The sequence below is a fragment of the Cellulomonas sp. NPDC058312 genome (assembly GCF_042880135.1).
GTDB lineage: Bacteria > Actinomycetota > Actinomycetes > Actinomycetales > Cellulomonadaceae > Cellulomonas.
The window spans coordinates 615,897-638,742 of sequence record NZ_JBHVZE010000003.1 but is presented as its reverse complement, the minus strand read 5'-3'; the positions used below and the strand labels follow the sequence as shown (position 1 = coordinate 638,742).

General features: G+C 76.9%; 18 protein-coding genes. 13 read left to right on the top strand and 5 right to left on the bottom strand.

What is annotated here, in order from left to right:
* Positions 1 to 87 precede the first annotated feature (87 nt).
* The 5 genes from ACFVXN_RS11880 to ACFVXN_RS11860 are packed head-to-tail and all read left to right on the top strand — an operon-like array spanning position 88 to position 3,900.
* On the top strand, positions 88 to 864 hold the full coding sequence (locus ACFVXN_RS11880) for a glycosyltransferase (RefSeq protein ID WP_389232205.1): 777 nt from the start codon (positions 88 to 90) through the stop codon (positions 862 to 864).
* A gap of 49 nt (positions 865 to 913) precedes the next feature.
* Positions 914 to 1,381 (top strand): GtrA family protein, encoded by a 468-nt coding sequence (locus ACFVXN_RS11875; RefSeq protein WP_389232202.1) that lies wholly within the window; start codon positions 914 to 916, stop codon positions 1,379 to 1,381.
* Positions 1,369 to 2,190, top strand: coding sequence for a carbohydrate deacetylase (locus ACFVXN_RS11870; RefSeq protein WP_389232199.1), 822 nt, complete (start codon positions 1,369 to 1,371; stop codon positions 2,188 to 2,190). The genes ACFVXN_RS11875 and ACFVXN_RS11870 overlap by 13 nt, the downstream gene beginning before the upstream one ends.
* Before the next feature lie 50 nt (positions 2,191 to 2,240).
* Positions 2,241 to 2,615 carry a VOC family protein gene (locus tag ACFVXN_RS11865; protein ID WP_389232196.1) on the top strand — a complete coding sequence of 125 codons (375 nt, stop codon included), beginning with the start codon at positions 2,241 to 2,243 and terminating at the stop codon, positions 2,613 to 2,615.
* Between the two features lie 25 nt (positions 2,616 to 2,640).
* Positions 2,641 to 3,900: a cytochrome P450 gene (locus ACFVXN_RS11860; RefSeq protein ID WP_389232193.1), complete on the top strand. Its 1,260-nt coding sequence runs from the start codon at positions 2,641 to 2,643 to the stop codon at positions 3,898 to 3,900.
* Positions 3,901 to 4,189: 289 nt separating this feature from the next.
* Here the strand turns inward: ACFVXN_RS11860 and ACFVXN_RS11855 are convergent, their stop codons facing one another.
* The 4 genes from ACFVXN_RS11855 to ACFVXN_RS11840 are packed head-to-tail and all read right to left on the bottom strand — an operon-like array spanning position 4,190 to position 9,199.
* The gene (locus ACFVXN_RS11855) at positions 4,190 to 4,927 is read right to left on the bottom strand and encodes a thioesterase II family protein (RefSeq protein ID WP_389232190.1); all 738 of its coding nucleotides are present in this window, start codon (positions 4,925 to 4,927) and stop codon (positions 4,190 to 4,192) included.
* Positions 4,928 to 4,929: 2 nt separating this feature from the next.
* Positions 4,930 to 6,348 carry an NAD(P)-dependent oxidoreductase gene (locus tag ACFVXN_RS11850; RefSeq protein ID WP_389232188.1) on the bottom strand — a complete coding sequence of 473 codons (1,419 nt, stop codon included), beginning with the start codon at positions 6,346 to 6,348 and terminating at the stop codon, positions 4,930 to 4,932.
* Entirely contained in the window at positions 6,345 to 7,445 is a 1,101-nt protein-coding gene (locus ACFVXN_RS11845) for a methyltransferase (protein WP_389232185.1), read from the bottom strand. The genes ACFVXN_RS11850 and ACFVXN_RS11845 overlap by 4 nt, the downstream gene beginning before the upstream one ends.
* On the bottom strand, positions 7,442 to 9,199 hold the full coding sequence (locus ACFVXN_RS11840) for a (2,3-dihydroxybenzoyl)adenylate synthase (RefSeq protein WP_389232182.1): 1,758 nt from the start codon (positions 9,197 to 9,199) through the stop codon (positions 7,442 to 7,444). The genes ACFVXN_RS11845 and ACFVXN_RS11840 overlap by 4 nt, the downstream gene beginning before the upstream one ends.
* Before the next feature lie 181 nt (positions 9,200 to 9,380).
* On the opposite strand from ACFVXN_RS11840, the gene ACFVXN_RS11835 reads away from it, so the two are divergent.
* Genes ACFVXN_RS11835 through ACFVXN_RS11810 form a run of 6 tightly spaced genes read left to right on the top strand, consistent with a single transcriptional unit; the run spans position 9,381 to position 19,090 of the window.
* On the top strand, positions 9,381 to 14,633 hold the full coding sequence (locus ACFVXN_RS11835) for an SDR family NAD(P)-dependent oxidoreductase (RefSeq protein WP_389232179.1): 5,253 nt from the start codon (positions 9,381 to 9,383) through the stop codon (positions 14,631 to 14,633).
* Positions 14,634 to 14,680: 47 nt separating this feature from the next.
* On the top strand, positions 14,681 to 15,103 hold the full coding sequence (locus ACFVXN_RS11830; RefSeq protein ID WP_389232176.1) for an SgcJ/EcaC family oxidoreductase: 423 nt from the start codon (positions 14,681 to 14,683) through the stop codon (positions 15,101 to 15,103).
* The gene (locus tag ACFVXN_RS11825) at positions 15,100 to 16,401 is read left to right on the top strand and encodes an FAD-binding protein (protein ID WP_389232173.1); all 1,302 of its coding nucleotides are present in this window, start codon (positions 15,100 to 15,102) and stop codon (positions 16,399 to 16,401) included. The genes ACFVXN_RS11830 and ACFVXN_RS11825 overlap by 4 nt, the downstream gene beginning before the upstream one ends.
* A gap of 34 nt (positions 16,402 to 16,435) precedes the next feature.
* Complete coding sequence (locus tag ACFVXN_RS11820) at positions 16,436 to 17,344, top strand: UbiA family prenyltransferase (protein WP_389232170.1); 909 nt, start codon at positions 16,436 to 16,438, stop codon at positions 17,342 to 17,344.
* A 19-nt stretch (positions 17,345 to 17,363) separates the two neighbouring features.
* Positions 17,364 to 18,434: a sensor histidine kinase gene (locus ACFVXN_RS11815; protein WP_389232167.1), complete on the top strand. Its 1,071-nt coding sequence runs from the start codon at positions 17,364 to 17,366 to the stop codon at positions 18,432 to 18,434.
* Complete coding sequence (locus tag ACFVXN_RS11810; RefSeq protein WP_389232164.1) at positions 18,431 to 19,090, top strand: response regulator; 660 nt, start codon at positions 18,431 to 18,433, stop codon at positions 19,088 to 19,090. The genes ACFVXN_RS11815 and ACFVXN_RS11810 overlap by 4 nt, the downstream gene beginning before the upstream one ends.
* A gap of 24 nt (positions 19,091 to 19,114) precedes the next feature.
* Here ACFVXN_RS11810 and ACFVXN_RS11805 read toward each other — a convergent pair whose 3' ends face one another.
* On the bottom strand, positions 19,115 to 20,269 hold the full coding sequence (locus tag ACFVXN_RS11805) for an epoxide hydrolase family protein (RefSeq protein ID WP_389232161.1): 1,155 nt from the start codon (positions 20,267 to 20,269) through the stop codon (positions 19,115 to 19,117).
* A gap of 195 nt (positions 20,270 to 20,464) precedes the next feature.
* Between ACFVXN_RS11805 and ACFVXN_RS11800 the strand changes: the two genes are divergently transcribed.
* Together ACFVXN_RS11800 and ACFVXN_RS11795 are read left to right on the top strand one after the other, a co-directional pair.
* Positions 20,465 to 21,754, top strand: a complete 1,290-nt coding sequence (locus ACFVXN_RS11800) for an FAD-dependent oxidoreductase (protein ID WP_389232158.1) — start codon at positions 20,465 to 20,467, stop codon at positions 21,752 to 21,754.
* Positions 21,755 to 21,923: 169 nt separating this feature from the next.
* Positions 21,924 to 22,820 (top strand): helix-turn-helix transcriptional regulator, encoded by an 897-nt coding sequence (locus ACFVXN_RS11795; RefSeq protein WP_389232155.1) that lies wholly within the window; start codon positions 21,924 to 21,926, stop codon positions 22,818 to 22,820.
* Positions 22,821 to 22,846: the final 26 nt, after the last annotated feature.

Genomic DNA, 22,846 nt, shown 5'->3' with positions numbered 1-22,846 from the left:
GGCGGGGCCCGGCGCCCACCCGCAGGTCAGGAGTCGTGCCGCGTCGTGGCGCGTCAGTAGCGTCGCGACGCGAGGAGAGGGGGACCCGTGAACCGACCTACGCGCACACCGGCCGTCGACGTCGTCGTCCCGGTGTACAACGAGGCCCGGGTGCTGCGGGCCAGCATCACCACCCTGCACGCGTACCTGGCGGCGAACCTGCCGTACCCGGTGACCCTGACGATCGCGGAGAGCGGGAGCACCGACGGCACCGCCGCCGTCGCCGCGGAGCTCGCCGACGAGCTCGACGGGGTCCGGGTGCGGTCCGACCCGGCGCGCGGGCGGGGACTGGCGGTCCGGCGTGCCTGGGAGACCAGCGACGCCGAGGTGGTGGCGTTCATCGACGCGGACCTGTCGATCGGCCTGGACGCGTTCGTGCCGCTGCTCCAGCCGCTGGTCGACGGGCGCAGCGACCTGTCCGTCGGCAGCCGGCACCGCCGGGGCGCCACGGTCCGGCGCTCGCTGCACCGCGCCCTGCTGTCCCGCACGCTGAACCTGCTGCTGCGCGTGACCCTCGGCGCCCGGTTCACCGACGCGCAGTGCGGGTTCAAGGCAGGCCGGCGGGACGCGCTGCTGCCGGTGATGCGGGACGTGCAGGCGCAGCACTGGTTCTTCGACACGGAGCTGCTCGTCGTCGCGCAGCGCCGCGGGCTGCGGCTCCACGAGGTGCCGGTGGTGTGCCTGGACGACCCGGACACGTCGGTGGACCTGCTGCCGACGGTCGGCGGGTTCCTGCGGGAGATCGCCCGCCTGGTGCGCAGCCGCCGGACGCCGACGCCGCGGCCGTCGGCAGCGGGCGCGGACGCCGGGGCGGTCGGTGCCTGACGTCGGCACCCCCGTGACCGTCGCGCGCCGTCGCGGGCCGGGCCGTCGCGTGCCCGTCCGTCGCGTGTCGGTGCGGGCGCTGCTCGCGCACCCGGTCGCGCGGTTCGTGCTCGTCGGCGCCACGACCGGCGTGCTGCACCTGGGCGGGTTCTGGCTGCTGCGCACCTGGTGGGAGCCCGTCGCGGCGAACGCCGTCGCGCTGGTGGTGGCGACCGTCGTCAACACCGAGGGGAACAGGCGCCTGACGTTCCCCGGGCACGAGCCGGTCCCGGTGTGGCGCCAGCACCTGAAGGCCGGCTTCGCGCTGGCGGCGAGCCTCGGGGTGAGCGCCGTCGCGCTGACGCTGGTGACCACGTCGCACCGCGTCGTCGAGCTGGCGCTGGTCGTGGCGGCGGACGGCGTCGCGGCGGCGGTGCGGTACCTGCTGCTGCGGCACTGGGTGTTCCGGGCGGCCCGCCCGGCCCCGTCGGCCCGCTCCAACCCTCCGGGACCCGAGGGGGCGTCGTGGTCGAGCTGATCGTCACCGCGGACGACCTCGGGATCAGCGAGGGCATCAACCGCGGCGTCCTGGACGCGCACGCGCGCGGCGTCGTGACGGCGGCGTCGCTGATGGCCAACGGCCGGGCGCTGCGGCACGCCGTCGACGCGGCGGCCGACCTCCCGGACCTCGCCCTCGGGGCGCACGTCGTGCTGGTCGGGGAGGACCCGCCGCTGCTGACCCACGCAGAGGTGCCGACGCTCGTCGACCGGTCCGGCGCCCTGCCCGCGTCGTGGCGGCACCTGTCGGCCCGCGTCCTGGCCGGCCGGGTCGACCCCGCAGACGTCCGGGCGGAGGCCCGCGCGCAGCTCGACCACCTCCGCACCGGGTGCGGCCTGCACCTCAGCCACCTGAACACCCACCAGCACGTGCACCTGCTGCCGCTCGTCGCGCGGGTCGTCGTGAACCTCGCCGTCGAGCACGGGATCGGGTACCTGCGCGCGCCGACCAGCCGGCGACGGTCCCCGCAGGCCGCCGTCATCCGCAGCTGGCGGCGGTCGCTGGTGGCGGTGGCGGACCGCGCGGGGGTCGCCACCCCGGACGCGTTCGCGGGGCTCGACGAGGCCGGCGGCCTGACCCAGGACGACGTGCTGGTGGCCGTGCGGCGGTCCACGGGCCGCGCCCGGCGGCTCGAGATCACCTGCCACCCGGGGCTGCCGACCCCCGCCGACCGGGAGCGGTACCGCTGGGACTACGGCTGGGAGGGCGAGGTCCGCGCGCTCACCGACCCCGGCCTGCGGGAGGCGCTGACCCGCGCGGGAGCGGTCCTGGCCCGGCCCGGCCGCTGACCGCACCCGGGAAGAACTCCCCGTCCGACCGCGCGCCTAGCGTGCCGGTCATGAGCAACGACACCAGCCCCGCACCGAGCTCCGCCCAGCCCGTCTGGTTCGACATCTCCAGCCGTGACCCCCAGGCCACCGGCGACTTCTACAGCGGCGTGTTCGGGTGGACCGTCCACTCCCTCGAGGGCGAGGACTACGCCATGATCGCGGCCGGCGACGGCCCGCCCGCCGGCGGCATCGGCCACGGCTCGGACGACGCGCCGTACCTCGGCGTCGTCCCGTACTTCCCCGTCGACGACCTCGACGCGGCGCTGGAGCGTGCCACCACGCGCGGCGCCACCGTCGTGCTCGACCCCGCACCCACCCCGATGGGCCGGATCGCCGCGATCCGCGACCCGCAGGGCCACACCGTCGGCCTGCAGGGACCGTGAACCTCCGCAACGGAAAGGCGATGTCATGACCACGACCGAAGCATCCGCGTGCCCCTACCTCCTCGACCCGCAGGGCCTGGACACCCACGGCGAGACCAAGCGGCTGCGCGAGCAGGGCCCGATCGCCCGCGTCGAGCTGCCCGACGGCGTGCTGGCGTGGTCGGTGCACGACTACGAGGTCGCCCGGAAGATGATGGGCAACCAGGAGCTGTTCTCCAAGGACCCCCGGCGCAACTGGCCGGACTACATGGAGGGCCGGATCTCCGACGGCTGGCCGCTCATCACGTGGGCGGCGATGAACACGCTCGCGACCAACGACGGCGCGGACCACTCCCGGCTGCGCAAGCTGCTGCTGCAGGCGTTCACCGGCCGCCGGGTCGAGAAGATGCGCGGGCACATCGAGCAGCGGGTCGGCGAGCTGCTGGACCGGATGGAGGAGGCGGGCCGCGACGGCGCGACCGTCGACCTGCGCGGCATGTTCTGCATGGAGCTGCCGACGCAGCTGATGTGCGACCTGTTCGGTGTCCCGGACGACCGGCGGGCCGACGTGCTCGCGGGCGGCCACAAGAACGTCGAGACCACGCTCAGCAACGAGGAGGCCGAGGCCAACCTCGGCCAGTGGCAGGACGCCATCGCGGAGCTGGTCCAGTACAAGAAGACCCACCCCGGCGACGACCTCACGACCGGCCTGATCGCCGCAAAGGAGGAGGACGGCTCCCGGCTGTCCGACGACGAGTTGATCGGGACGCTGCACCTGCTCCTCGGCGCGGGCTCGGAGACGCTGGTGAACGGCCTCGCGCACTCGCTGCTGCACGTGCTCGAGGACCCGACGGTGCGCCAGGAGCTGCGCGACGGCACGATCACCTGGGAGGAGGTGTTCGACGAGACGCTGCGGGTGCAGTCGCCGGTCGCGCACCTGCCGTTCCGGTTCGCGGTCGAGGACTGCGAGTTCGGCGGCGTCCGGATGAAGCGCGGCGACGTGATCCTGATGGACTTCGCCGGCGTCGGCCGCGACCCGGCGGTGCACGGCGACACGGCCGACGTGTTCGACGCGCACCGCGAGGACAAGCAGCACCTGTCGTTCGGGTTCGGGGTGCACTACTGCCTCGGCGCCCGGCTCGCGACGCTCGCCGCGATGATCGGCCTGCCCGCGGTGCTCGACCGGTTCCCGCACATGGAGCTGGCCGTGCCGCGCGCCGAGCTGAAGCCGCAGGGCAGCTTCGTGGTGAACGGCTACGCCGCGATCCCGGTGCAGCTGGACGCCCGCGTCCCCGCCCGCGCCTGACCCACCCCGCACCGGACCCGGCGCCGCACCCGCGGCGCCGGGTCCCGCTGCGCCCGGCCCCCCGCGCCTGCCGCGGGTGCACGAGCGGCGAGTGGTCACGACACGCGGGTGTCACGGCGGGCGCGCCGGCGTGTCGTGACCTCTCGTCGCTGCGCGTGCGGCGTCTCGCCGAGATGACGACGCTCGCCTGGGGAGCGCACCCCGGTCAGAGGCGCGGACTGCCAGCTCGGCGGGGCGGCGGTGTGCGGCGCGGGCGGCGCGGCGCGCGGCGGGGTGCGGCGCCCGCGGGTCAGCGGGCGGGGTGGGGGGTGAGGGCGGCGGCGTCGCGCAGGAGGCGTGCGGCGTGCACGGGGGTGCGGATCAGCGTGCCGTGGTCGCCGCGGAACACCGACCCGGACGACCCGGGGCCGCCGAGCGCGGCCCAGCTCGCGACGTCCTCGGGCCCGGCGAGCGGGTCGCGGTCGCCGGCGACCGCGACCACCGGGCAGCGCAGCGTCAGGGCGTGCGGGCGGATCGACTCGGCGACGCGCGAGTCCGCGCGCCACACCGACATGAACAGGGCGACCAGCCACTCGTCGTCGAGCACCTCCGCGGGTGCGATGCCGAGCCGCCGGAACCGCGCGACGAAGTCGACGTCGGACAGCGTGGAGGTGCCGCGGTGCTCCCACCGGTCCGGTGCGGCGGCGCCGCCGACGACGAGCGCGCGCACCGTGGCGCCGGCGGCCTCGACGCGACGGGCCATCTCGGCGGCCATCATCCCGCCGAGGCTGTAGCCGAACAGCACGAGGTCGGCCGCGTCCCGGGTCTCGAGCTCGCGGGCGAGCTGCCCCCACAGGTCGTCGGCCAGTGCCCCGAACGCCGTGTGCGACGGCTCCCGGTGCCGGCGGTCGCGCCCCGGCAGCTCGGGGACGTGCGCGTGGTGCCCGGCGAGCATCGGCAGCAGCGTGCGGTAGCTGGTGACGCCGCCGCCCCCGTACGGGTACAGCGCGAACCAGGCGGCGGGGTCCATACCCGTGGGAGAGCTCATCGTCACCTCATGGCGTGCGGTCGTGCGGCGGGGACTTCTTCTGACGTGCTGCGCGGGTGCCGCGCGTCGGGTGCGGGCGCCGGCGCGGGTGCCGCGAACAGGTCCGCGAGCAGGGCCTCGTAGTCGGGGAGCGTGCCCGCGGCGGCGTGCGCGCGTGCCCGGGTCACCGGGGCGTGCAGCAGCCGGTTGACGACCCGGTCCAGCGACCTGCGCAGCAGCTCCGCGGTGTCGGCGCCGCCCGCCGTCGCGGTGGCGTGCGCGACGCGGCGGAGCTCGTCCTCGACGGCGGCGGCCGCCCGTTCGCGGAGCGCCTGGATGGTGGGTCCCGCGGTCGCGGCGCGCCGCGCGGCCTCCCACGCGCGGGCGTCGGCCAGGGCCAGCTCCTCGGCGGCGCCGGGGTCCGGGCGGCCGGGGTCCGCGAGGTCCGGCAGGCCCAGGCGCAGCACGCCGGGCAGGTCGCCGACGCCGGTCGGGACGTCGCGGGGCCGCGCCAGGTCGACGTAGACCTGCGCCGGGCCCGGTGCCGGGGCCGACGCGGCAGCAGCCGGAGTCCCGACCTGCGCGCCCCCGGCCCCCCGGGCGTCCCGCCGCTGCCGGGCGCCCCGCCCCTGCCGGGCGCCCCGGGCGCGCACCGCCGCGGCGGCCGCGTCGAGGCCGACGACGGGCTCGGGCGCGGAGGTCGCGCAGACCACCACGTCGGCGTCGGCGAGCGCGTCGCCGAGGGGCCCGACGGCGGCGGTGCCGCGGACCTCGTCGGCCAGCGTGCGCGCCCGCGCGGCCGTGCGGTTGTGCACGACGACGTCCGCCCCGCGCGCGGCGGCTGCGCGGGCCGCCTCCCGGCCGAGCGTCCCCGCGCCGACGACGAGCACCCCCGTGCCGGGCCCGACGGGGACGCGCGCCGAGGCGAGGTCCAGGGCACGCTGCACCAGGCCCGCGCCGGGCGGGGCGTCGTCGAGCGCGCGGATCCGCCGGCCGGTGCGCAGCGCCTGCTGCACGAGCCGGTCGAGCTCGGTGCCGAGGCGGCCCTGGCGCTGCGCGCGAGCCAGCGCGCACCGGACCTGGTCGACGACGTGCGACTCCCCGACGGTCGCGGACCGCCGGCCGCCGACCACCGCGAACAGGTGCGCCGCGGCCTCGGCGCCGGTCCGGGTGAGCAGGTGCCCGGCCGCGACGGCGGCGCCCGCGCGGTCGGTGGCGGTGGTCCAGGCGTCCCGGACCCGTGCGGCGTCGTGGGGCCCGTCGGGGGCCTCGACGTACACCTCGGTGCGCTGGCAGGTGCTCAGCACGAACACGCCGCGGGCGGCGCCGTCGCGCACGAGCGACCGGCTGAGGCGGTCCTGGGCGGCGGGGTCGAGCGCGAGCGCGTCGAGCTGGTCCTCGGTGGCGGACCCGAGCTCGGCCCCCACCATCAGCAGGCTCACCGCTGCTCCGTGCCGGCCGGCCGGAGCTCGACGACGCCCATCCAGGCGCGCCCGGGGACGGGGTGCGTGGCGACGAGGTCCAGGCCGGCCGCGCGACCGAGCGCCGCCAGCTCGCCGACGCCGCGCTCCTGGCCGCCGGTGAACGCGAGCATGCGCAGGTCCATGCGGGGGTCGACGGACTCGCCGTCCCCGCCGACGGCCTCCACGACGAGCAGCCGGTCGTCGGCGCCCATCGCGGCGCGGCAGGTGCCGAGCACCCGGCGGCAGTCGTCGTCGTCCCAGTCGTGCAGCACGGCGCTGAGCACGTAGGCGTCGCCGCGTGCGGGCAGCGGGTCGAAGAACGAGCCGACGACCACGTCCGCCCGGTCACGCAGGTCGGCGGCCTCGAAGGTGGCGCGGGCGCGGGCGGCGGGCCCGTCCAGCTCGACGACCACGCCGGTCAGGGCCGGGTGGGCGCGCAGCACGGTCGCGAGCAGCGTGCCGTCCCCGCCGGCGACGTCGACGACGGTGCGGTGCCGGTGCCACGGGTAGGCCTCGGCGATCCCGGCGGCGTCCGCCCGGACGTGCCGGCGCATCAGCGCGTCGAACGAGGCGCGCAGGCCGGGGTCCTGGTCCAGGTCGTCCCAGAACCCGCGGCCGTACCGGGCGTCGTAGGCGGACGCGCCGGTGGTCACGGTGTGCAGCAGCTCGACGAACGCCAGGTCGCCCCGGCCGACGCTGCCGCGGATGTCGAGCCAGTCCCGCCGGCCGGCGGGGTGGTCGGCGCGCAGCTCGGCGCCGAGCGCCGTGAGCCGGTAGGTGCCGGGCGTGCCCGGGGCGCCCGCGCGCTCCAGGAGGCCGAGCCACGCCCAGTGCAGCAGCAGCCGCTCGAGCGCGGGCGCGTGGGCGCCGCACCGCTCGGCGACGGCCGTCGCCGTGGTCGCGCCCGCGGCGACGTGGTCGGCGACCCCGAGCGTCGCGCCGACGCGGATGGACATCGGCGTGGCGAGGTCGGCCATCGCCCGCAGCCCCGCCCGTGCGGGCGCCGGGGCGCCAGGGGCTGCGGTCGCCACCTCGCCCGGCGCAGCAGTCGTCGGTGCGGTCCCTCGTGCGGTCACGGTGTCCTCCGCTCCTGGCGGTCGCGCGGCGCGGGGAGCGCCCCGCCCGCCGTGGTGGACGCTAGGTCGGCGCCCGCGGGTCGTCCAGGGCCGGCGGCGGGGTCCGCAACCGGGGAGAGCCCGGCGGCGGCGGCCAGCGCGCGCAGCCGGCGGCGGTCCACCTTGCCGATGCCGGTCAGGGGCAGCGCGTCGACGACGAGCACCTGCCGGGGCGTCTTGTACCCGGCCAGCCCGCGGTCGCGCAGGTGCCTCGCGACGTCCGCCGGCTCGACCGTGGCGGCGCCGGCGACGACCACGACCGCGCACACCTCCTCGCCGTAGACCCGGTCGGGCACGCCGACGACCGCGCAGTCCGTGACGCCGTCGAGGTCGCGGAGCAGGTCCTCGACCTCGGCGGCGACGATCTTCTCCCCACCCCGGTTGACGGTGTCCCCGGTGCGGCCCTGGACCACGATCCGGCCGTCGGGCCGGCGCACCACCAGGTCGCCCGTGATGTAGCGGCCGTCGGCGGTGAACGCCCGGGCGTCGACCTCGGGGGACCGGTAGTAGCCGCGCACCGTGTACGGGCCGCGGACGGTCAGCGTGCCGACCTCCCCGTCGGGGACCTCGGCGCCGTCGTCGTCGACGACCCGCAGCTCGTCGAGCGGGCTGAGCGGCCGGCCCTGGGTGGTGCGGCGGACGTCCGTCGGGTCGTCGACCCGGGTGACGCAGGTCAGGCCCTCGGACATCCCGTAGACCTGCTGGACCACGCACCCGAGGTGCCGCTCGGCGGCGGCGGCGAGCTCGGGCGGGAGGTACGCCGCGCCGCTCTGCACCAGGACCAGTGACGGCGCGGCGTCCGGCTCGGTGTCGAGGTGGTCGACCCAGCGCTGCAGGATCGCGGGGACCACGCTGGTGGCGGTGGCCCGGTGCCGCGCGGCGATCGGCAGGGCGGTCTCGGGCGCGGGCGACGGGCTGAGCACCACGGTGCCGCCGGAGAGCAGGGTGCCCAGGACCCCGGGCCCGGTGTTCGCGAAGCCGTGCCCGACCGGCAGCACCACCAGGTAGGTGCTCGTGCGGTCGAACCGGGCGGCGGCGCACGCGGCCCGCAGCATCGCGCCGAGGTCGTTGTGGGTGCGGGGCACGATCTTCGAGGCGCCGGTCGTGCCGCCGGAGGGGATGAGGACGGCGACCGCGTCGGCGGACGGCGGGCCGTCCACCACCAGCGGGGCGTCCTGGGCGGCGCCGCGCGCCAGGTCCGTGAAGGGGACCGAACCCGCGCGGGCCGGCTCGCCGACGACGACCACGTGCTCCAGCACCGGTGCCTGGGCGCGCACCTCGTGCGCGAGCGCCTCGGAGTCGAACCCGCGGTGCACCGCCGCCGTGACCAGCGCGCGGGCACCGCAGTGCCGGACGAACGCGCCGAGCTCGCGCTCGCGGTGCTGCGGCAGTGCCCACACGGGCACGACGCCCGCGGCGAGGCAGGCCAGCGTGGTGAGCACCGCCTCGGCCTGGTTGGGCAGCTGGACCACCAGGCGGTCGCCGACGTCGAGCAGCGTGCGCAGGCCGGCGGCGAGCGCCTCGACCTCCACGACCAGCTCGGCGTACGTCCACGCCCGGTCGCCGTCGACCAGCGCGGGCCGGGGCGCGACCTGCGTGGCCGCGTCGACCAGCAGCGCGAACAGCGTGTCGTCGGTCCACGTCCCGGCGCGGCGGTAGGCCGCGGCGACGTCGGACGGCCAACCCGGCGCGGCCGGGGGTGCGTCAGCAGTCACGGGCGGGTCCTCCTCGGGTCGGTCGGTGTCATCGCACGTCATGAGGTGCGGACGCCCTGGTGGCGTCAGGAGACTCGTCGCAGCGACTCGAACCTATGGAGCCCGGACGTCGGCGGAGTCTTCGGAGTTGCTGGCACCCAGCACTGCGCCGACAGCCGGGCACGGACGGAAGGACAGGTCCTTGAGTCACTCCCAGGACAACGAGAACGCGATCGCGATCATCGGGATGAGCTGCCGGTTCGCCCCCGACCTGACGTCGCCCGCGGCGCTGTGGGCGGCGCTGCTCGCCGGGCGCTCGGCCGTCGGGCCGATGCCGCCGAAGCGGTGGCGCGCGTACGCGGACGCCTCGCCCGAGGCCACGGCGGTGCTGCGCGGCACGACCCTGCTCGGCTCCTACCTCGACGACATCGAGGGGTTCGACGCCGAGTTCTTCGGCATCACGCCCAAGGAGGCCGCGTACCTCGACCCGCAGCAGCGGTTCATGCTCGAGCTGACCTGGGAGGCGCTGGTCGACGCGGGGATCCCGCCGACCTCGCTGCGCGGCTCCGACACCGGGGTGTACGCGGCGGTCAACTCCACCGACTACGGGCGCCGGCTGCTGGAGGACATGGCGCTGACCGGCCCGTACGCGGTGAACGGCACGACCGACTACGGCATCGCCAACCGGGTCTCGTACCTGCTGGACACCCGCGGCCCGAGCATGGCGGTGAACACCGCGTGCGCCGCGTCGCTGACCGCGATGCACGTCGCCTGCCAGGGGCTGCGCGAGGGGGAGACGTCGCTGGCGGTCGTCGGCGGGCTCAACCTGATCTCGACGCCCGCGCTGAACGTCGCGCTCGAGGGCGCCGGCGCCCTCGCGCCCGACGGCCGCAGCAAGGCCTACGACGCAGCCGCCGACGGGTACGGCCGTGGCGAGGGTGCGGGCGTGCTCGTGCTCAAGCGGGTCGCGGACGCGGTGCGGGACGGCGACCCGGTGCTCGCCGTCGTGCGGGCCAGCGGCGTCTTCCAGGACGGCCGGTCCGAGGGGATGATGGCGCCGAACGCGGACGCCCAGGCCCACATGCTGCGCACGGTCTACCGGCGCGCGGGCATCGACCCGGCCACGGTCGGGTACGTCGAGGCGCACGGGACGGGGACGCCCACGGGCGACGCGGCCGAGCTGGACGCGCTGGCGCGGGTCGTCGGCGCCGACCGCGAGCAGCCGTGCGTGGTCGGCTCGGTGAAGCCGAACATCGGCCACGTCGAGGGCGGCTCGGGCATGGCCGGGATCATCAAGGTCGTGCTGGCGCTGCGCAACGGCGTCATCCCGCCGACCGTGCACGAGCACGCCACGACGGTCACCGACTGGACGACCAACGGCCTGCGGCTCGCCGACGGACCCCTCCCGTGGGCCCGGGGCGACGCGCCCCGGCGCGCGGGGGTGTCGAACTACGGGGTCGGCGGGACGATCGCGCACCTGGTGCTCGAGGAGGCGCCGGCGACCGCCGTGGCGCCCACCAGCACCGACGACGCCCCGGCGCGGGCCGTGGTGCCGGTGTCGTCGGCGACGGCCGCCGGCGTCCGCGCGCTCGCGGGCCGGACCGCCGCGTGGCTGACGGAGCACCGGCCGGACGTCGCCGACGTGCGGCACACCCTGCGGTCGCGGCGTTCGCACCTGCCGGAGCGGGTCGCGGTCCTCGCGGCCGACGTGCCCGACGTGGCCCGGGCGCTCGCGGCGGCGGGGCGCGGCGACGCGGACCCGGACGTGGTCACCGGGCGCGCGGTCGGCGGCGCGGAGCAGGGGCCGGTCTGGGTGTTCTCCGGGCACGGGTCGCAGTGGGAGGGGATGGGCCGGGCGCTGCTCGACGTCGACCCGGCGTTCACCGCGGAGGTCGACGCGCTCGCGCCGGTCTACGTCGAGGAGCTCGGCTGGACGCCGCGGCAGCAGCTCGAGCGCGGCGGCCCGTGGACGACGTCGGAGGTGCAGGCGCTCACGTTCGCGGTCCAGGCGGCGCTCGCCGCGACCTGGCGCGCGCACGGCGTGACGCCGGCGGCGGTGATCGGCCACTCCGTCGGGGAGATCGCCGCGGCGCACGCCGCCGGGGTGCTCGACCGGGACGCCGCGGCGCGGTTCGCGTGCCGCCGGGCCCGGGCGCTCGACGCGGTCGCCGGCAGCGGCGCGATGGTGATGGTCGGGCTCGGGTTCGCCGACGTCCGCGCGCGGCTGGTCGACGTCGTCGGCGCGGTCGCCGCCATCGAGGCGTCCCCGACGTCGACGGTCGTCTCCGGGGAGGCCGACGCGGTCGCCGCGGTCGCCGCCGCGTGGGAGGCCGAGGGCGTCGGGGTGCGCCGGGTCGCCACGGACCTCGCGTTCCACAGCCCGCTGGTGGAGCCCGTGCTCGCGGAGGTCGTGGAGGCGGCGGGCGCCCTGCACCCGGTGCCGGCGACGGTCCCGCTGTACAGCACGGCGCTGGACGACCCGCGGTCGGACGCGCCGCGGGACGCCGCGTACTGGGGTCGGAACCTGCGGGCCCCGGTCCGGTTCGCGGGCGCGGTCGCCGCGGCGCTGGACGACGGCTACCGCGTGTTCGTGGAGGTGTCGACGCACCCGGTGGTGACGCACTCGCTCGCGGAGGTCGCCGAGGCCCGGGGCGTCGAGGTCGCGGCGCTGGGCACCGTCCGGCGCGGCGCGGGCGGGCCCGACGACGTGCTGCGTGCGATCGCGACGCTGTACTGCGCGGGCGTGACCCCGGCCTGGGGCACCGGCGCGGGCACCAGCACCGGCACCAGCACCGGCACGGCCACCGAGCCCGGCGCGCTGCTCGCGCTGCCCGGCGTGGTCTGGCAGCACCGGCCGTACTGGCTGTTCGAGGACGCGCCCCGCACGGGGTCCGGGGCGGGGCACGACCCGGCCGCGCACGACCTGCTCGGCGGCGCGTACGCGGTCGGCGGCGTGCCGGCGCGGCAGGTCTGGCAGACCCGCCTGGACCTCGGCACCCGGCCGTACCCGCTGGACCACACACTCGACGGCGTGGAGGTCACCCCCGCCGCCTCGATCCTCAACTCGTTCCTCAAGACGGCCGGCAGCCCGGACGACGTGGTGCTGCGCGACGTCGTGCTGCGGACCCCGCTCGCGGTCGAGCCGCCGCGCACGGTGCAGATCGTCCGCGAGGGGCGGGGCATCTCGCTGTCCTCCCGGGTCGCGGCCGACGACGAGGGCGGTGACGACAGCTGGATCCTGCACGCGACCGCGGTGCTGGAGCCGGCGCGGGCACCGCTCGCCGGTCGGGTGGACGCCGACGCGCTGCGCGCCCGCCTGCCGCTCGGGGACTGGCAGCGTCTGGACGCGATGTTCCACAACATGGGGGTCGGCGGCTACGCGTTCGGCTGGGACCTGGACGAGCTGCACCGCTCGGACGCCGAGCAGCTCGCCGTGCTCACGCTCGTGGACGACGACGGCGCCCCGCACGGCGACGGCTCGCCGACCTCGTGGGCGCACGTCGTGGACGGCGCGCTGACCATCAGCGCCACGCTGGTCACCCCGGTCGACGCGCAGACCCTGTGGATGTCCCGGGCCATCGCGGACGTCGCGGTGACCGGGGAGCCGCCCGCGCGGATCCTCGTGCACACCCGGCGGTCCCCGGGTTCGCCGCACGACAGCGTGGACGTGGACGTGGCGGGCCCCGACGGGCGCGTCGTCGCCCGGGTGCACGGCCTCGCGTTCAGCGACGTCGAGCGGATCGGAGCCGCGCAGCCCACCGAGCTCGTGCACGAGGTCGTCTGGCGCGAGCTGCCCGGTGCGACGGCGGCCGCGGTCCCGGCGGCGGTCACCGTGGTCGGCGACGGCTCGCGCGCGGCGGGGGTCGTCGCGGCGCTGGACCGCGCGGGCGTGCGGGTGGTCGCGGCGGACGGGCCGGTCCCGGCCGAGGTGGTGCTGCTGGTCGCGGCGCCGGAGCCGGTCACCGCGCCGGAGGCGACCGCGGGCCTGGTGCAGCGGACCGTCGACGCGCTGCTCGGCACGCTGGACGCCGCGCCGGCGGGGGTGTCGCCGCGGGTGTGGGTGCTGACCGAGGGCGTGCGCGACCCGGACGGCGTCGACCAGGTGGCGCAGGCCGCCGCGTGGGGCCTCGGCCGGATCGTCGCCGGGGAGCACCCGCAGGCGTGGGGCGGTGTCGTCGACGTCCCGTCGGTGGCCGACCTGGCCGGGGCGGCGCTCGCCCGGGTGCTGGGCGGTGCGGCGGGGCAGGAGGACGTCATCCACATCGCGTCCGACGGCACGGCCACGGTCCCGCGGCTCGCGCGGATCACCCGGTCCGCGGACGCGGAGCCGCTGCGGTGCACCCCGGCGGGGACAGTGCTCGTCACCGGCGGCCTGGGTGCGCTCGGGCTCGAGGCGGCGCAGTGGCTCGTCGCCCGCGGTGCCCGGCGCGTGGTGCTGCTCGGCCGGCGGGGGCTGCCGCCGCGGGACCGGTGGGCGGACCTGACGGACCCGCACGAGCGGCGGGCGGCCCAGGCGGTGCGGGCGCTCGAGGCGGCGGGGGTGTCGGTCCGGGTCGCTCCGGTCGACGTCGCCGACGCGGGGGCGCTGCGCGCGTTCGTCGTCGCGCACGACGCCGAGCACCCGCCGATCACGGGCATCGTCCACGCGGCCGGGGGCGTCGACGACGCCCTGGTCGACGCGATGACCGAGGCGGGGGTGCGGCACGTGCTCAGCGCGAAGGCGCTCGGCGCCTGGCACCTGCACGAGCTCTTCCCGCCGGGGTCGCTCGACTTCTTCGTGGCGTTCTCGTCGTGCGGGCAGCTGGCCCGGCTGTCCGGCCAGGGCGCGTACGCCGCCGCGAACTCGTTCCTCGACGCGCTGGTGCAGGTGCGCCACCGGGCCGGGGAGCGCGGCGCGGTGTCGCTGGCGTGGACGTCGTGGCGCGGTCTCGGGCTGTCCGCGGGGCTGACGACCACGATGGTCGAGGGCACGATGCGGGGCCTCGACGCGGTGTCCGCGAGCGAGGCGCTGGCGGCGTGGACCTTCGCCGACCGGTTCGCCGGGCCGTACAAGGCCGTGCTGCGGACCCTGCCGGTCGCCCCCGGGCTGCCGGTGCCGCCGATGTTCCGCGACCTGGAGCACGACACCGCGGACCCGGCCGCGTCCGACATCTACCGGCTGGACGCGGCCCTCCCGCCCGCGGAGGCCCGCGCCGAGGTCACCGACCTCGTGCACGCGGTCGTCGCGGCCGAGCTGCGGCTCGACCCGGCCGACCTCGGCTACCGGCGGCCGCTGGTCGAGATGGGCGTCGACTCCGTGATGGCGGTCGCCCTGCGCGCGCGCCTGCAGCGCCGGTTCGCGCTCGAGTTCCCGTCGACGATCCTCTGGGCCAAGCCGACGGTGCACGACCTCGGGGCGTACGTGCACGAGGTGCTGCACGACGCCCCCGAGCTGACCGAGCCGCTGGCCGGCTGACGCCCCGACGACCACCGCCCACCCGCAGCAGGAAGAAGGACGCGACCATGACCACCACCACGACGCAGCACTCCGACCAGGCGCTCCCGGAGGCGTGGGCCCCGCTCGCGGCCGTCCCCCGCCGGATCATCGAGGCGTGGGCGGCGCACGACGCCGACGCGTTCGCCGACGTGTTCACCGAGGACGGGACGATGATCCTGCCCGGGGCGTTCGCGACGGGCCGGACCGCGATCCGCGAGTTCATGGGCCGCGCGTTCGCCGGCCCCTACGCCGGGACCCGGGTCACCGGCACCCCGTTCCAGGTCCGCAGCCTGAGCGAGGACACCGCGATCATGCTGACCGAGGGCGGCGTGGCGAAGGCCGGCGCCGACGGCGTCGCCGAGGGGGACGCCGTGCGCGCCTCGTGGCTCCTGGTCCGGCGGGGCGACGAGTGGAAGCTGGCGGCGTACCAGAACAGCCCTCGCAGTTGAGGGAGCCCAGCCCGGGCGTCGGGCCGGTCGTCCTCACCCGAGGAGGACCGGCCCGCACCCGTGCCGGTGGCGTCCCGGGGGAGCGGCTCACCGACTTCGGCCGGCAGGTGCACGCACGCCCGGCGGTGGTCTACGCACCCCGGACCGCCGCCCAGGCCGCGGACGCCGTGGTCGAGGCGACCGCGAGCGGGCGGGTGGTGGTGCCGCGCGGCCGCGGGCACAGCGTCGACGGCCAGACGGTCGTCGAGGGCTCGGCGCTGCTCGACCTCAGCCGGTCCCGCGCCGTGCACGAGGTCACCCCGGTCGAGGTGACCGTGGACGCCGGTGCCACCTGGCGGGACGTGCTCGCGGCGACGCTGCCGCGGGGGCTGGCCCCGGTGGTCGTGCCCGACTTCCTGGACCTGACCGTCGGCGGCACGGTGTCGGTCGGCGGGATCAGCGGCATCAGCCACCGGTACGGGACGGCCGCGGACCACGTGCGGCGGGCCGTCGTCGTCGGCGCGGACGGCGTCCCGCTCGACCTGGGCCGCGGCGACCCGCTCCTCGACCGGGTGCTCACCGGGCAGGGCCGGTACGGCGTGCTCGTCACGGTGACGCTGGCGCTGCGGGAGGTCCCGGGGCGGGTGCGGCGCTCGGACATCGTCACCGGCACGCTCGCGGACCACGTCGACGTCCAGCGGCGGCTGCTGGACACCGGCGCGGTGCACTGGCTCGAGGGCACCGCGGTCCGTGGCCCGGACGGCGCGCTGAGCTGGACGACGCGGCTGGCGCAGCCGGAGGACCTGGACGCCTCGGCGCTGATGATGGACCGCACCCGGGGCTGGTCCGACTTCCCCGACTTCCTCGAGCGCGCGGACCGGGTGGTCCGGGGGGAGCAGGAGGCGGGCCGGTGGACCCGGGACGCGCACCCGCGGCTGCAGACGATCCTGCCGCTCGAGGAGGGGCGCCGGGTGGTCGACGAGCTGCTGGCGCGCGCGCCCGCCGAGCCACTCGGCCCGGGAGGCGCCATCATGGTCTACGTGACCCTGGCGGACGCCCTGCGGCGGCTCGCGGTCCGCGGCGACGCGGGCGGTCACGCCCTGGTGGTCGGCTGGCAGCGGACCGCTCCGTGCGGCGACGAGGCCGCGCTGGCGCGCATGCAGGAGGCCAACCGCCGGGTCGCCGCGCTCACCGCCGAGGTCGGCGGGGTGCTCTACGGCGCCGGCCGCGCGGTCGGCGCCGACGGCTCCTGGCCGCGGGGCACCTCAGGAGAACTGCCGGGCGGGGGTGCGGTGCGAGGCTCGACCGACGCCCGATGACGCCCGCCGACCGCCCGCCGAGGAGCCCGCCCTGATGTCCGCGACGACCGTCCCCGCCCGCCGGGCCGCGCTGCGCCCGGCCGCCGCCGTCCGCACCGGGCTGCGCACCGGCGGCATGGTGCTCCTCGAGGCCCGGCCCAAGGTGCTCGCGATCGGCGGCATCCGCTACCTCACGGGCGCCCTGCTCAGCGGTGGCGTGGTGCTGTCGTCGGACACGCTGACCGGTCTGGTCGCCTGGGTGCTGGTCACCACGTCCGTGTACGTGCTGAACGGCGTCACGGACGTCGGGCCGGACCGGGTCAACGGCTCGCGCCGCCCGCTCGCCTCCGGCCGGCTCCCCGTGCGGGTGGCCCGCGCCGCGGTGGCCGCGAGCGCGGTCGCGGCGGTGCTGCTCAGCGTCGTGGTGTCCTGGGGCTTCGCCCTGCACCTGGTGGTCGCGCTGCTGCTCGGGGTCCGCTACTCCTCGGGGCGCCGACCCGCGAAGGCGAGCTCGGCTGCGGCGTCGGTCGTCGTCGTGCTCGGCGGCCTCATCACGTACCACGCAGGCCTCATCGCCGCGGGCGGGCACATCACGGTGCCGTACCTCGTGTTCTCCACGTGCCTGTCGCTGTGGATGGGCGTGGGCGCGGTGCTCAAGGACCTGACCGACATCGACGGCGACCGCGCCGCGGCCCGCGCGACGCTCGCCGTGCGGTACGGGCCGGCACCGGCCGCCGGGCTGGCGTGGGTCGCGGCGGTGCTGATCACGACCGCGCTCGTCGTCGCGACCACCGGACCGCACCCCCTGGCGGGGCACCTGCGGCTGCCCTCGGCGGCGATGATCGCCGGCACCGTGTGGCTCGGTGTGACGTGCGCTAGCGTGGCGCTCCGGACGCGTTGGGCGTACCGCGTCTTCATGTACACGCAGTTCGCCGCCCACGGATCACTGGTGCCGTTGTACTGAAGAGAGTCGCGGGGACACGTTGGCAGAAGCGGATCAGGTCGTCGGCCTCGCCAGCCTGCGCGCCTTCGTGCACCGGTCCCGCCCGGACATCGTGGCCGCGTACGGCGCCGGTCTGCGGGCCGCGGACAACCCGCTCGGGCGGACGTCCGACGCGGACCTCCAGGAGGTCGTGGGGCCGCTGCTCGACGTGCTGGCCCGGCCCGGTGCCGCGCGGGACTCCGTCGGGGAGGACGTCGGCCGGTCACGCGCGATCCAGCAGGTCAACCCCGTCCACTCGCTCGAGGCCGCGTCGGTCCTGTACGACGTCACCGCGGACGTGGTGGTCCGCGGCGCCGCCGAGCGCGGGGTCCCCGCCGCCGACCTCGCCCAGCTGCTGCGCGAGCTGCACGCGGTGATCCTGCACCGGGTCGGGGAGGCCGCGATCCCGTACGCCGGCGTGCTGCTCGGCCAGATCTCGCAGGCGCACGCCGCCGAGCGCGCCCGCATCGCCCGGGACCTGCACGACCGCTCGGCCCACGCGCTCGCCCTGGCGTTCCAGCAGCTGGAGATCCGGCGGATCCGGGTCGAGCGCGGCGACGCCGAGGGCGCCGAGGACTGCCTCGACGTGCTGCGGGCCCAGCTCGAGGACGCCGCGGAGATGATCCGGACGCTCGCGCAGGACCTCGGCAGCGACCACACCCGCGACGGCCTCGCGCCGGCGCTGCGCGACTACGTGGCGGCCTCGGGCGCGGACCGGGTCACGCTGCTGGTCGACGACGCGCCGGCGGTGGCCGCGGTCCCGGCGTGGGTGCGCGAGCAGGCGTTCCTGTCGATCCGCGAGGCGGTGCGCAACGCGCTGCTGCACTCCGGGTCGGACAGCATCACGGTGCGGGTCGGGGTCCGCAGCGGCACGCTCGTCGTGGTGGTCCGGGACCGCGGCGTCGGGCTGCCGGTCGCGGTCCCGACGGGCGCGACCGCGGCGGACCGCGGCACGTCCGGGTCGGGGCTGCGGTCGATGCGCGAGCGCGTCGAGCAGCTGGGCGGCTCGGTCGTGGTCGAGTCCCGGCCAGGTGCGGGCACCACCGTCGAGCTGCTGGTGCCGCTGCCGTGAGGGAGCCGGCCGAGGGGCTGACGGTGGTGGTCGCCGACGACCACGTGGTGTTCCGCGAGGGCCTGACGTACATCCTCGACGACGCGGGCTTCCGCGTGGTCGGCACGGCGGGCGACGCGACCACGGCCGCGCACCTGGTCCGGGAGCACCAGCCGGACCTGGCGGTCCTGGACGTGCACATGCCCGGCGGGTCGGCGTCCGCGCTGGTGCGGCGGATCCGGCAGGACAGCCCGTCGACCCGGATCGCGATGCTGTCGATGCAGCCGTCCACGCACAAGATCACCGAGCTCGAGGAGCTGGGGATCGCCGCGTACCTGTCGAAGGTGGTCGACGCCGCGACGCTCTGCTCGGTGCTGACGGCGGCGGTGCACAGCTCGGGCGGCGGCGCGATCCGGGTCACGCCCGGCGTGGCGGACGCGGGCTCCCCGCAGGTGTCGCTGCGCGACGGGGACCGCGAGCTGCTGCTGCACATCGCGGCCGGGCGCAGCAACCGGTGGATCGCGCAGCACCAGTTCGTCTCGGAGGCCACGGTCAAGCGCCGCCTCGCGGACATCTACCGCGAGCTCGGCGCGTCGACCCGCGCGGGCGCGATCAGCCGCGCGTACCAGCTCGGCCTGATCCGCGACGAGGGCCGCACGCCCCCCGGCGAGCACTGACGCCCACCGGGGGGTGCGGACCGGTCAGGCGGGCAGGGCCGCGGCGAACCGGCGCAGGTCCTCGACGAACGTCCCGGGGACCTCCATCGGGGCGAAGTGCCCGCCGTCGTGCTCGGCCCAGTGCACGATCCGGCTGAACCCGGGCTCCGCGAACGCGCGGACGGGCGGCGCCGGGTCGTCGCGGTACACGGCGACGCCGAACGGCTTGTCCTGCACCGGCGGGGCGGGCGGCGGCACCGCGGCGGTCGGCAGCAGGGCGGCGTTGTCCGCGTAGAAGTGCGCGGACGACCCGCCGGTCTGGGTGAACCAGGTGATCGAGGCGCTGGTGAGCACCTGCTCGGGGGTCAGCGCGTCGGGCCCGGCGGACCAGGCGTCGTACTTCTCCAGCAGCCAGGCGAGCTGCCCCACGGGGGAGTCGGCGAGCGCGTACGCCAGGGTCTGCGGCCGGGTGGCCTGGAGCGCCATGTACGCCGAGCCCTCGGCCATGAACGCGCCGAGCCGGCCGAGCCGGGCCAGGTCCTGCGGGTCGAGGGCGCCCACGGCCGCGGGGTCGCCCGGCGGCGGGGGCGTCACGAGGAAGCTCACGTGCGCGGCGCGCGCCGCGGGGTCCATCGCGAGCAGCACCTGCGTGATCCAGGCGCCGAGGTCGCCGCCGTGCGCCACGTAGCCGTCGTACCCGAGGCGGCCCATCAGGGTCGCCCACGCGCCGGCGACCCGCGGGATCGTCCAGCCGCCGGTCGCGGGCTTCTGCGAGAAGCCGAAGCCCGGGATGTCGGGGACGACGACGTGGAACGCGTCCTGCGCGGACCCGCCGTGCGCGGTGGGGTCGGTCAGCGGGCCGATGACGTCGAGGTAGTCGGCCGCGCTGCCGGGCCAGCCGTGGGTGAGGACCAGCGGCGTCGCGTCCTCGTGCGGCGAGCGCACGTGGTACGCGTGCACCCGGACGCCGTCGATCTCCTCGACGATCTGCGGGTACGCGTTGAGGCGGTCCTGCACGGCCCGCCAGTCGAGGTCGCGCCAGCGGCCGGCGAGGTCCTGCACCCGCTTGGGCTCGGGGCCGCGCCGGCCGGGCTCCTGGTCCTCGTCGCGCCGGCCGTCGTCCGCCCAGCGCGTCCGGTCCAGCCGGGCGCGCAGGTCGTCGACGGCGGCGTCGGAGATGTCGATCGTGAACGGGTCCATCCCAGCTCCTGGGGGTCGTCGGGGTCACGTGCCTCGGACGCTAGGCCGCCGGCCCCGGCGCGCGGAACGGTCCGCGGCGACCGGAGCACGTGGGGAGTACCCGCGGCGCAGGTGGCGCACGTCAGGAGAGATCGCGGTGACGACGGCCCGGCAGCGTGGCCCGGGTCAGCACGCACCGTCCCGGGAGGTCCCCTCATGTCCACTGCCACGCACGCGGTCGTCGTCGGCGGCAGCATCGCCGGCCTGCTCGCCGCACGGGTCCTCGCGGACCACGCCGACCAGGTCACCGTCCTCGAGCGCGACGCGACGGACGTCGACGGCGTCCGGCGCGCCGTCCCGCAGGGGCACCACATCCACGCGCTGCTCGCGCGCGGCCACGAGATCCTCGAGGGGCTGTTCCCCGGGTTCACGCAGGACCTGCTCGGCCTGGGCGTGCCGATCCTCGACTTCGGGACCAGCGTCGCGTGGCACCGGGGGCCCGCGCGGTTCCAGCCGGGTCCCGCCGACATGATGTGCGTCGCCGCCGGCCGGCCGCTGCTGGAGAGCTACGTGCGCGGCCGGGTGCTGGCGCTGCCGAACGTGTCCCTCGCGCACGCCGAGGTCGAGGGCCTGGTCCTCGACGCCACGCGGCGCGCCGTCGTCGGGGTGCGGACCCCCGACGGGACCGTGGACGCCGACGTGGTGGTCGACGCGGCGGGCCGGGGGAGCCGGACGGCCACCTGGCTCGAGGAGCTCGGGTGCGGCACCGTCACCGAGGACGCCATCGAGATGGACCTGGTCTACACGACCTGCGGGTTCGCCATCGCGCCGGACTTCGACCCGATCGGCGAGGACATCGCGATCGTGTCGACCATGACCCCGGAGCTGCCCCGCGGGATGATCTACGCGCGGCTCACCGACCGGTACGCGCTGTCGCTGAACGGCCTGGGCACCCACGCCCCGCCGCGCGACTGGGAGTCGTTCCTCGCGTTCGTGAAGTCGCTGCCGCTGCCCGACGTGCACCGGTCCGTGCTGTCCGCCGAGCGGATCGAGGATCCGCACTCGTTCCGGTTCCCCGCCAGCACCCGGCGGCGGTACGAGCGGCTCGCGGGCCTGCCCGACGGTCTGGCCGTGGTCGGGGACGCGTTCGCCCGGTTCAACCCGGTGTACGCGCAGGGCATGACCGTCGCGGCGATGGCCGCCGACCGGCTGCGGACCCACCTGGAGGCGACCGACCGGTTCGACGCCCGCCTGTTCGCCCGCCAGCTCAGCCGGGTCGTCGACACGCCCTGGACGCTCGCCGCGGGCGGTGACCTCGGGTTCCCGACGGTCCGCGGCCGGCGCACGCTCGCGACCAGCATGGCGAACCGGTACGTGACCCAGGTGCAGCGCGGGGCGGTGAAGGACCCCGTGGTCGCGAAGGCGTTCCTGCGCGTCGCGGGGCTGCTCGAGGAGCCCGCGAGCCTGTTCCGCCCGACCATCGTCGCCCGCTCGCTCGCCGCCTGACCCGGTCGGGCCCGTGACCCGATCGGGTCAGGCGGGCGACCCGGTCGGGTCACGTCCTGACCCCGGAGGTCCCACGTGGGGGCCAAAGGCTCAACAAGTCCGCGTCCCGACCTCAGTGTCGGTCGCAGGGGCCCGGCGGACGGGTCCGGACGACCGAGAGGCGGGGGCCATGAACGTCGGGACAGCACAGCAACGGACCGGGGCGCTGCGCCCCGTGGGCCCGCAGCTGGTCGCACCGCGGCCGACGGCGGCGCTGCCGGAGCCGGCCGCGGACGAGTCCGCGATCCGCGCGGCCGTCGACCAGGCGGTGCTCGCGATGCGGGCCGACCTGTTCTGCGGCGCGGGGATCGCGGACATCGCGACCCGGACCTTCTACAGCAAGTTCCACTTCACCCGGGAGTTCTCCCGCCTGATCGGGACGACGCCCCGCCGGTTCCTCGCGGCGCTGCGGATGGAGCGGGCGAGCCGGATCCTGCTCACCACCGGGCTGTCGATCGCGGACGCCGGGACGATGGTCGGGTACTCCAGCGTCGGCACGTTCAGCACGCGGTTCTCGGCCCTGGTCGGGGTGTCGCCCCGGCAGTGGCGCGCGTGCGGCGGCCGGCCGGAGCCGGTCGGCGACGTCGAGGGCTGTGCCGGCGGCCAGCTGCGCGGGCACGTCGAGCTCGGCTCCGCGGCCGCCTCGGCGGACTGCGACCTGTTCGTCGGCGCGTTCGAGGACAGCATCGTGCAGGGCCCGCCCGCGGCCGCGGTGCGCCTGACCGGCCCCGGCGCGTTCCAGCTCACCGGCCTGCCGGAGGGCACCTGGACCGTCGCGGTGCTCGCCCGCGTCGCGCACCCGGTGGCCGGGGGCGGCACCCACGTGGAGTGGCTGCGCCAGTCCGCGCCGATGACCGTGTTCCCCGGCCGGCGCACCAGCCAGCTGCCCGCGCGGCTGCGGCTGCGACCGCAGCACCCGAGCGACCCGCCGGTGCTGCTCGGCGGGACGCACGCCGAGCCGGCCCCGCTCCCGCCGGCCCAGCGCAACCGGGAATACCCCCTGGACATGGTGTTCGACCAGCGTTGAGGCACGGCCGCCAGCGGACCGGACTC

Excerpts from the sequence above, each read along its gene's own strand:
- ACFVXN_RS11865 (WP_389232196.1), top strand. The coding sequence starts at position 2,241 with ATGAGCAACGACACCAGCCCCGCACCGAGCTCCGCCCAGCCCGTCTGG.
- ACFVXN_RS11860 (WP_389232193.1), top strand. The coding sequence starts at position 2,641 with ATGACCACGACCGAAGCATCCGCGTGCCCCTACCTCCTCGACCCGCAG.
- ACFVXN_RS11855 (WP_389232190.1), bottom strand. The coding sequence starts at position 4,927 with ATGAGCTCTCCCACGGGTATGGACCCCGCCGCCTGGTTCGCGCTGTAC.
- ACFVXN_RS11830 (WP_389232176.1), top strand. The coding sequence starts at position 14,681 with ATGACCACCACCACGACGCAGCACTCCGACCAGGCGCTCCCGGAGGCG.
- ACFVXN_RS11820 (WP_389232170.1), top strand. The coding sequence starts at position 16,436 with ATGTCCGCGACGACCGTCCCCGCCCGCCGGGCCGCGCTGCGCCCGGCC.
- ACFVXN_RS11805 (WP_389232161.1), bottom strand. The coding sequence starts at position 20,269 with ATGGACCCGTTCACGATCGACATCTCCGACGCCGCCGTCGACGACCTG.
- ACFVXN_RS11800 (WP_389232158.1), top strand. The coding sequence starts at position 20,465 with ATGTCCACTGCCACGCACGCGGTCGTCGTCGGCGGCAGCATCGCCGGC.
- ACFVXN_RS11795 (WP_389232155.1), top strand. The coding sequence starts at position 21,924 with ATGAACGTCGGGACAGCACAGCAACGGACCGGGGCGCTGCGCCCCGTG.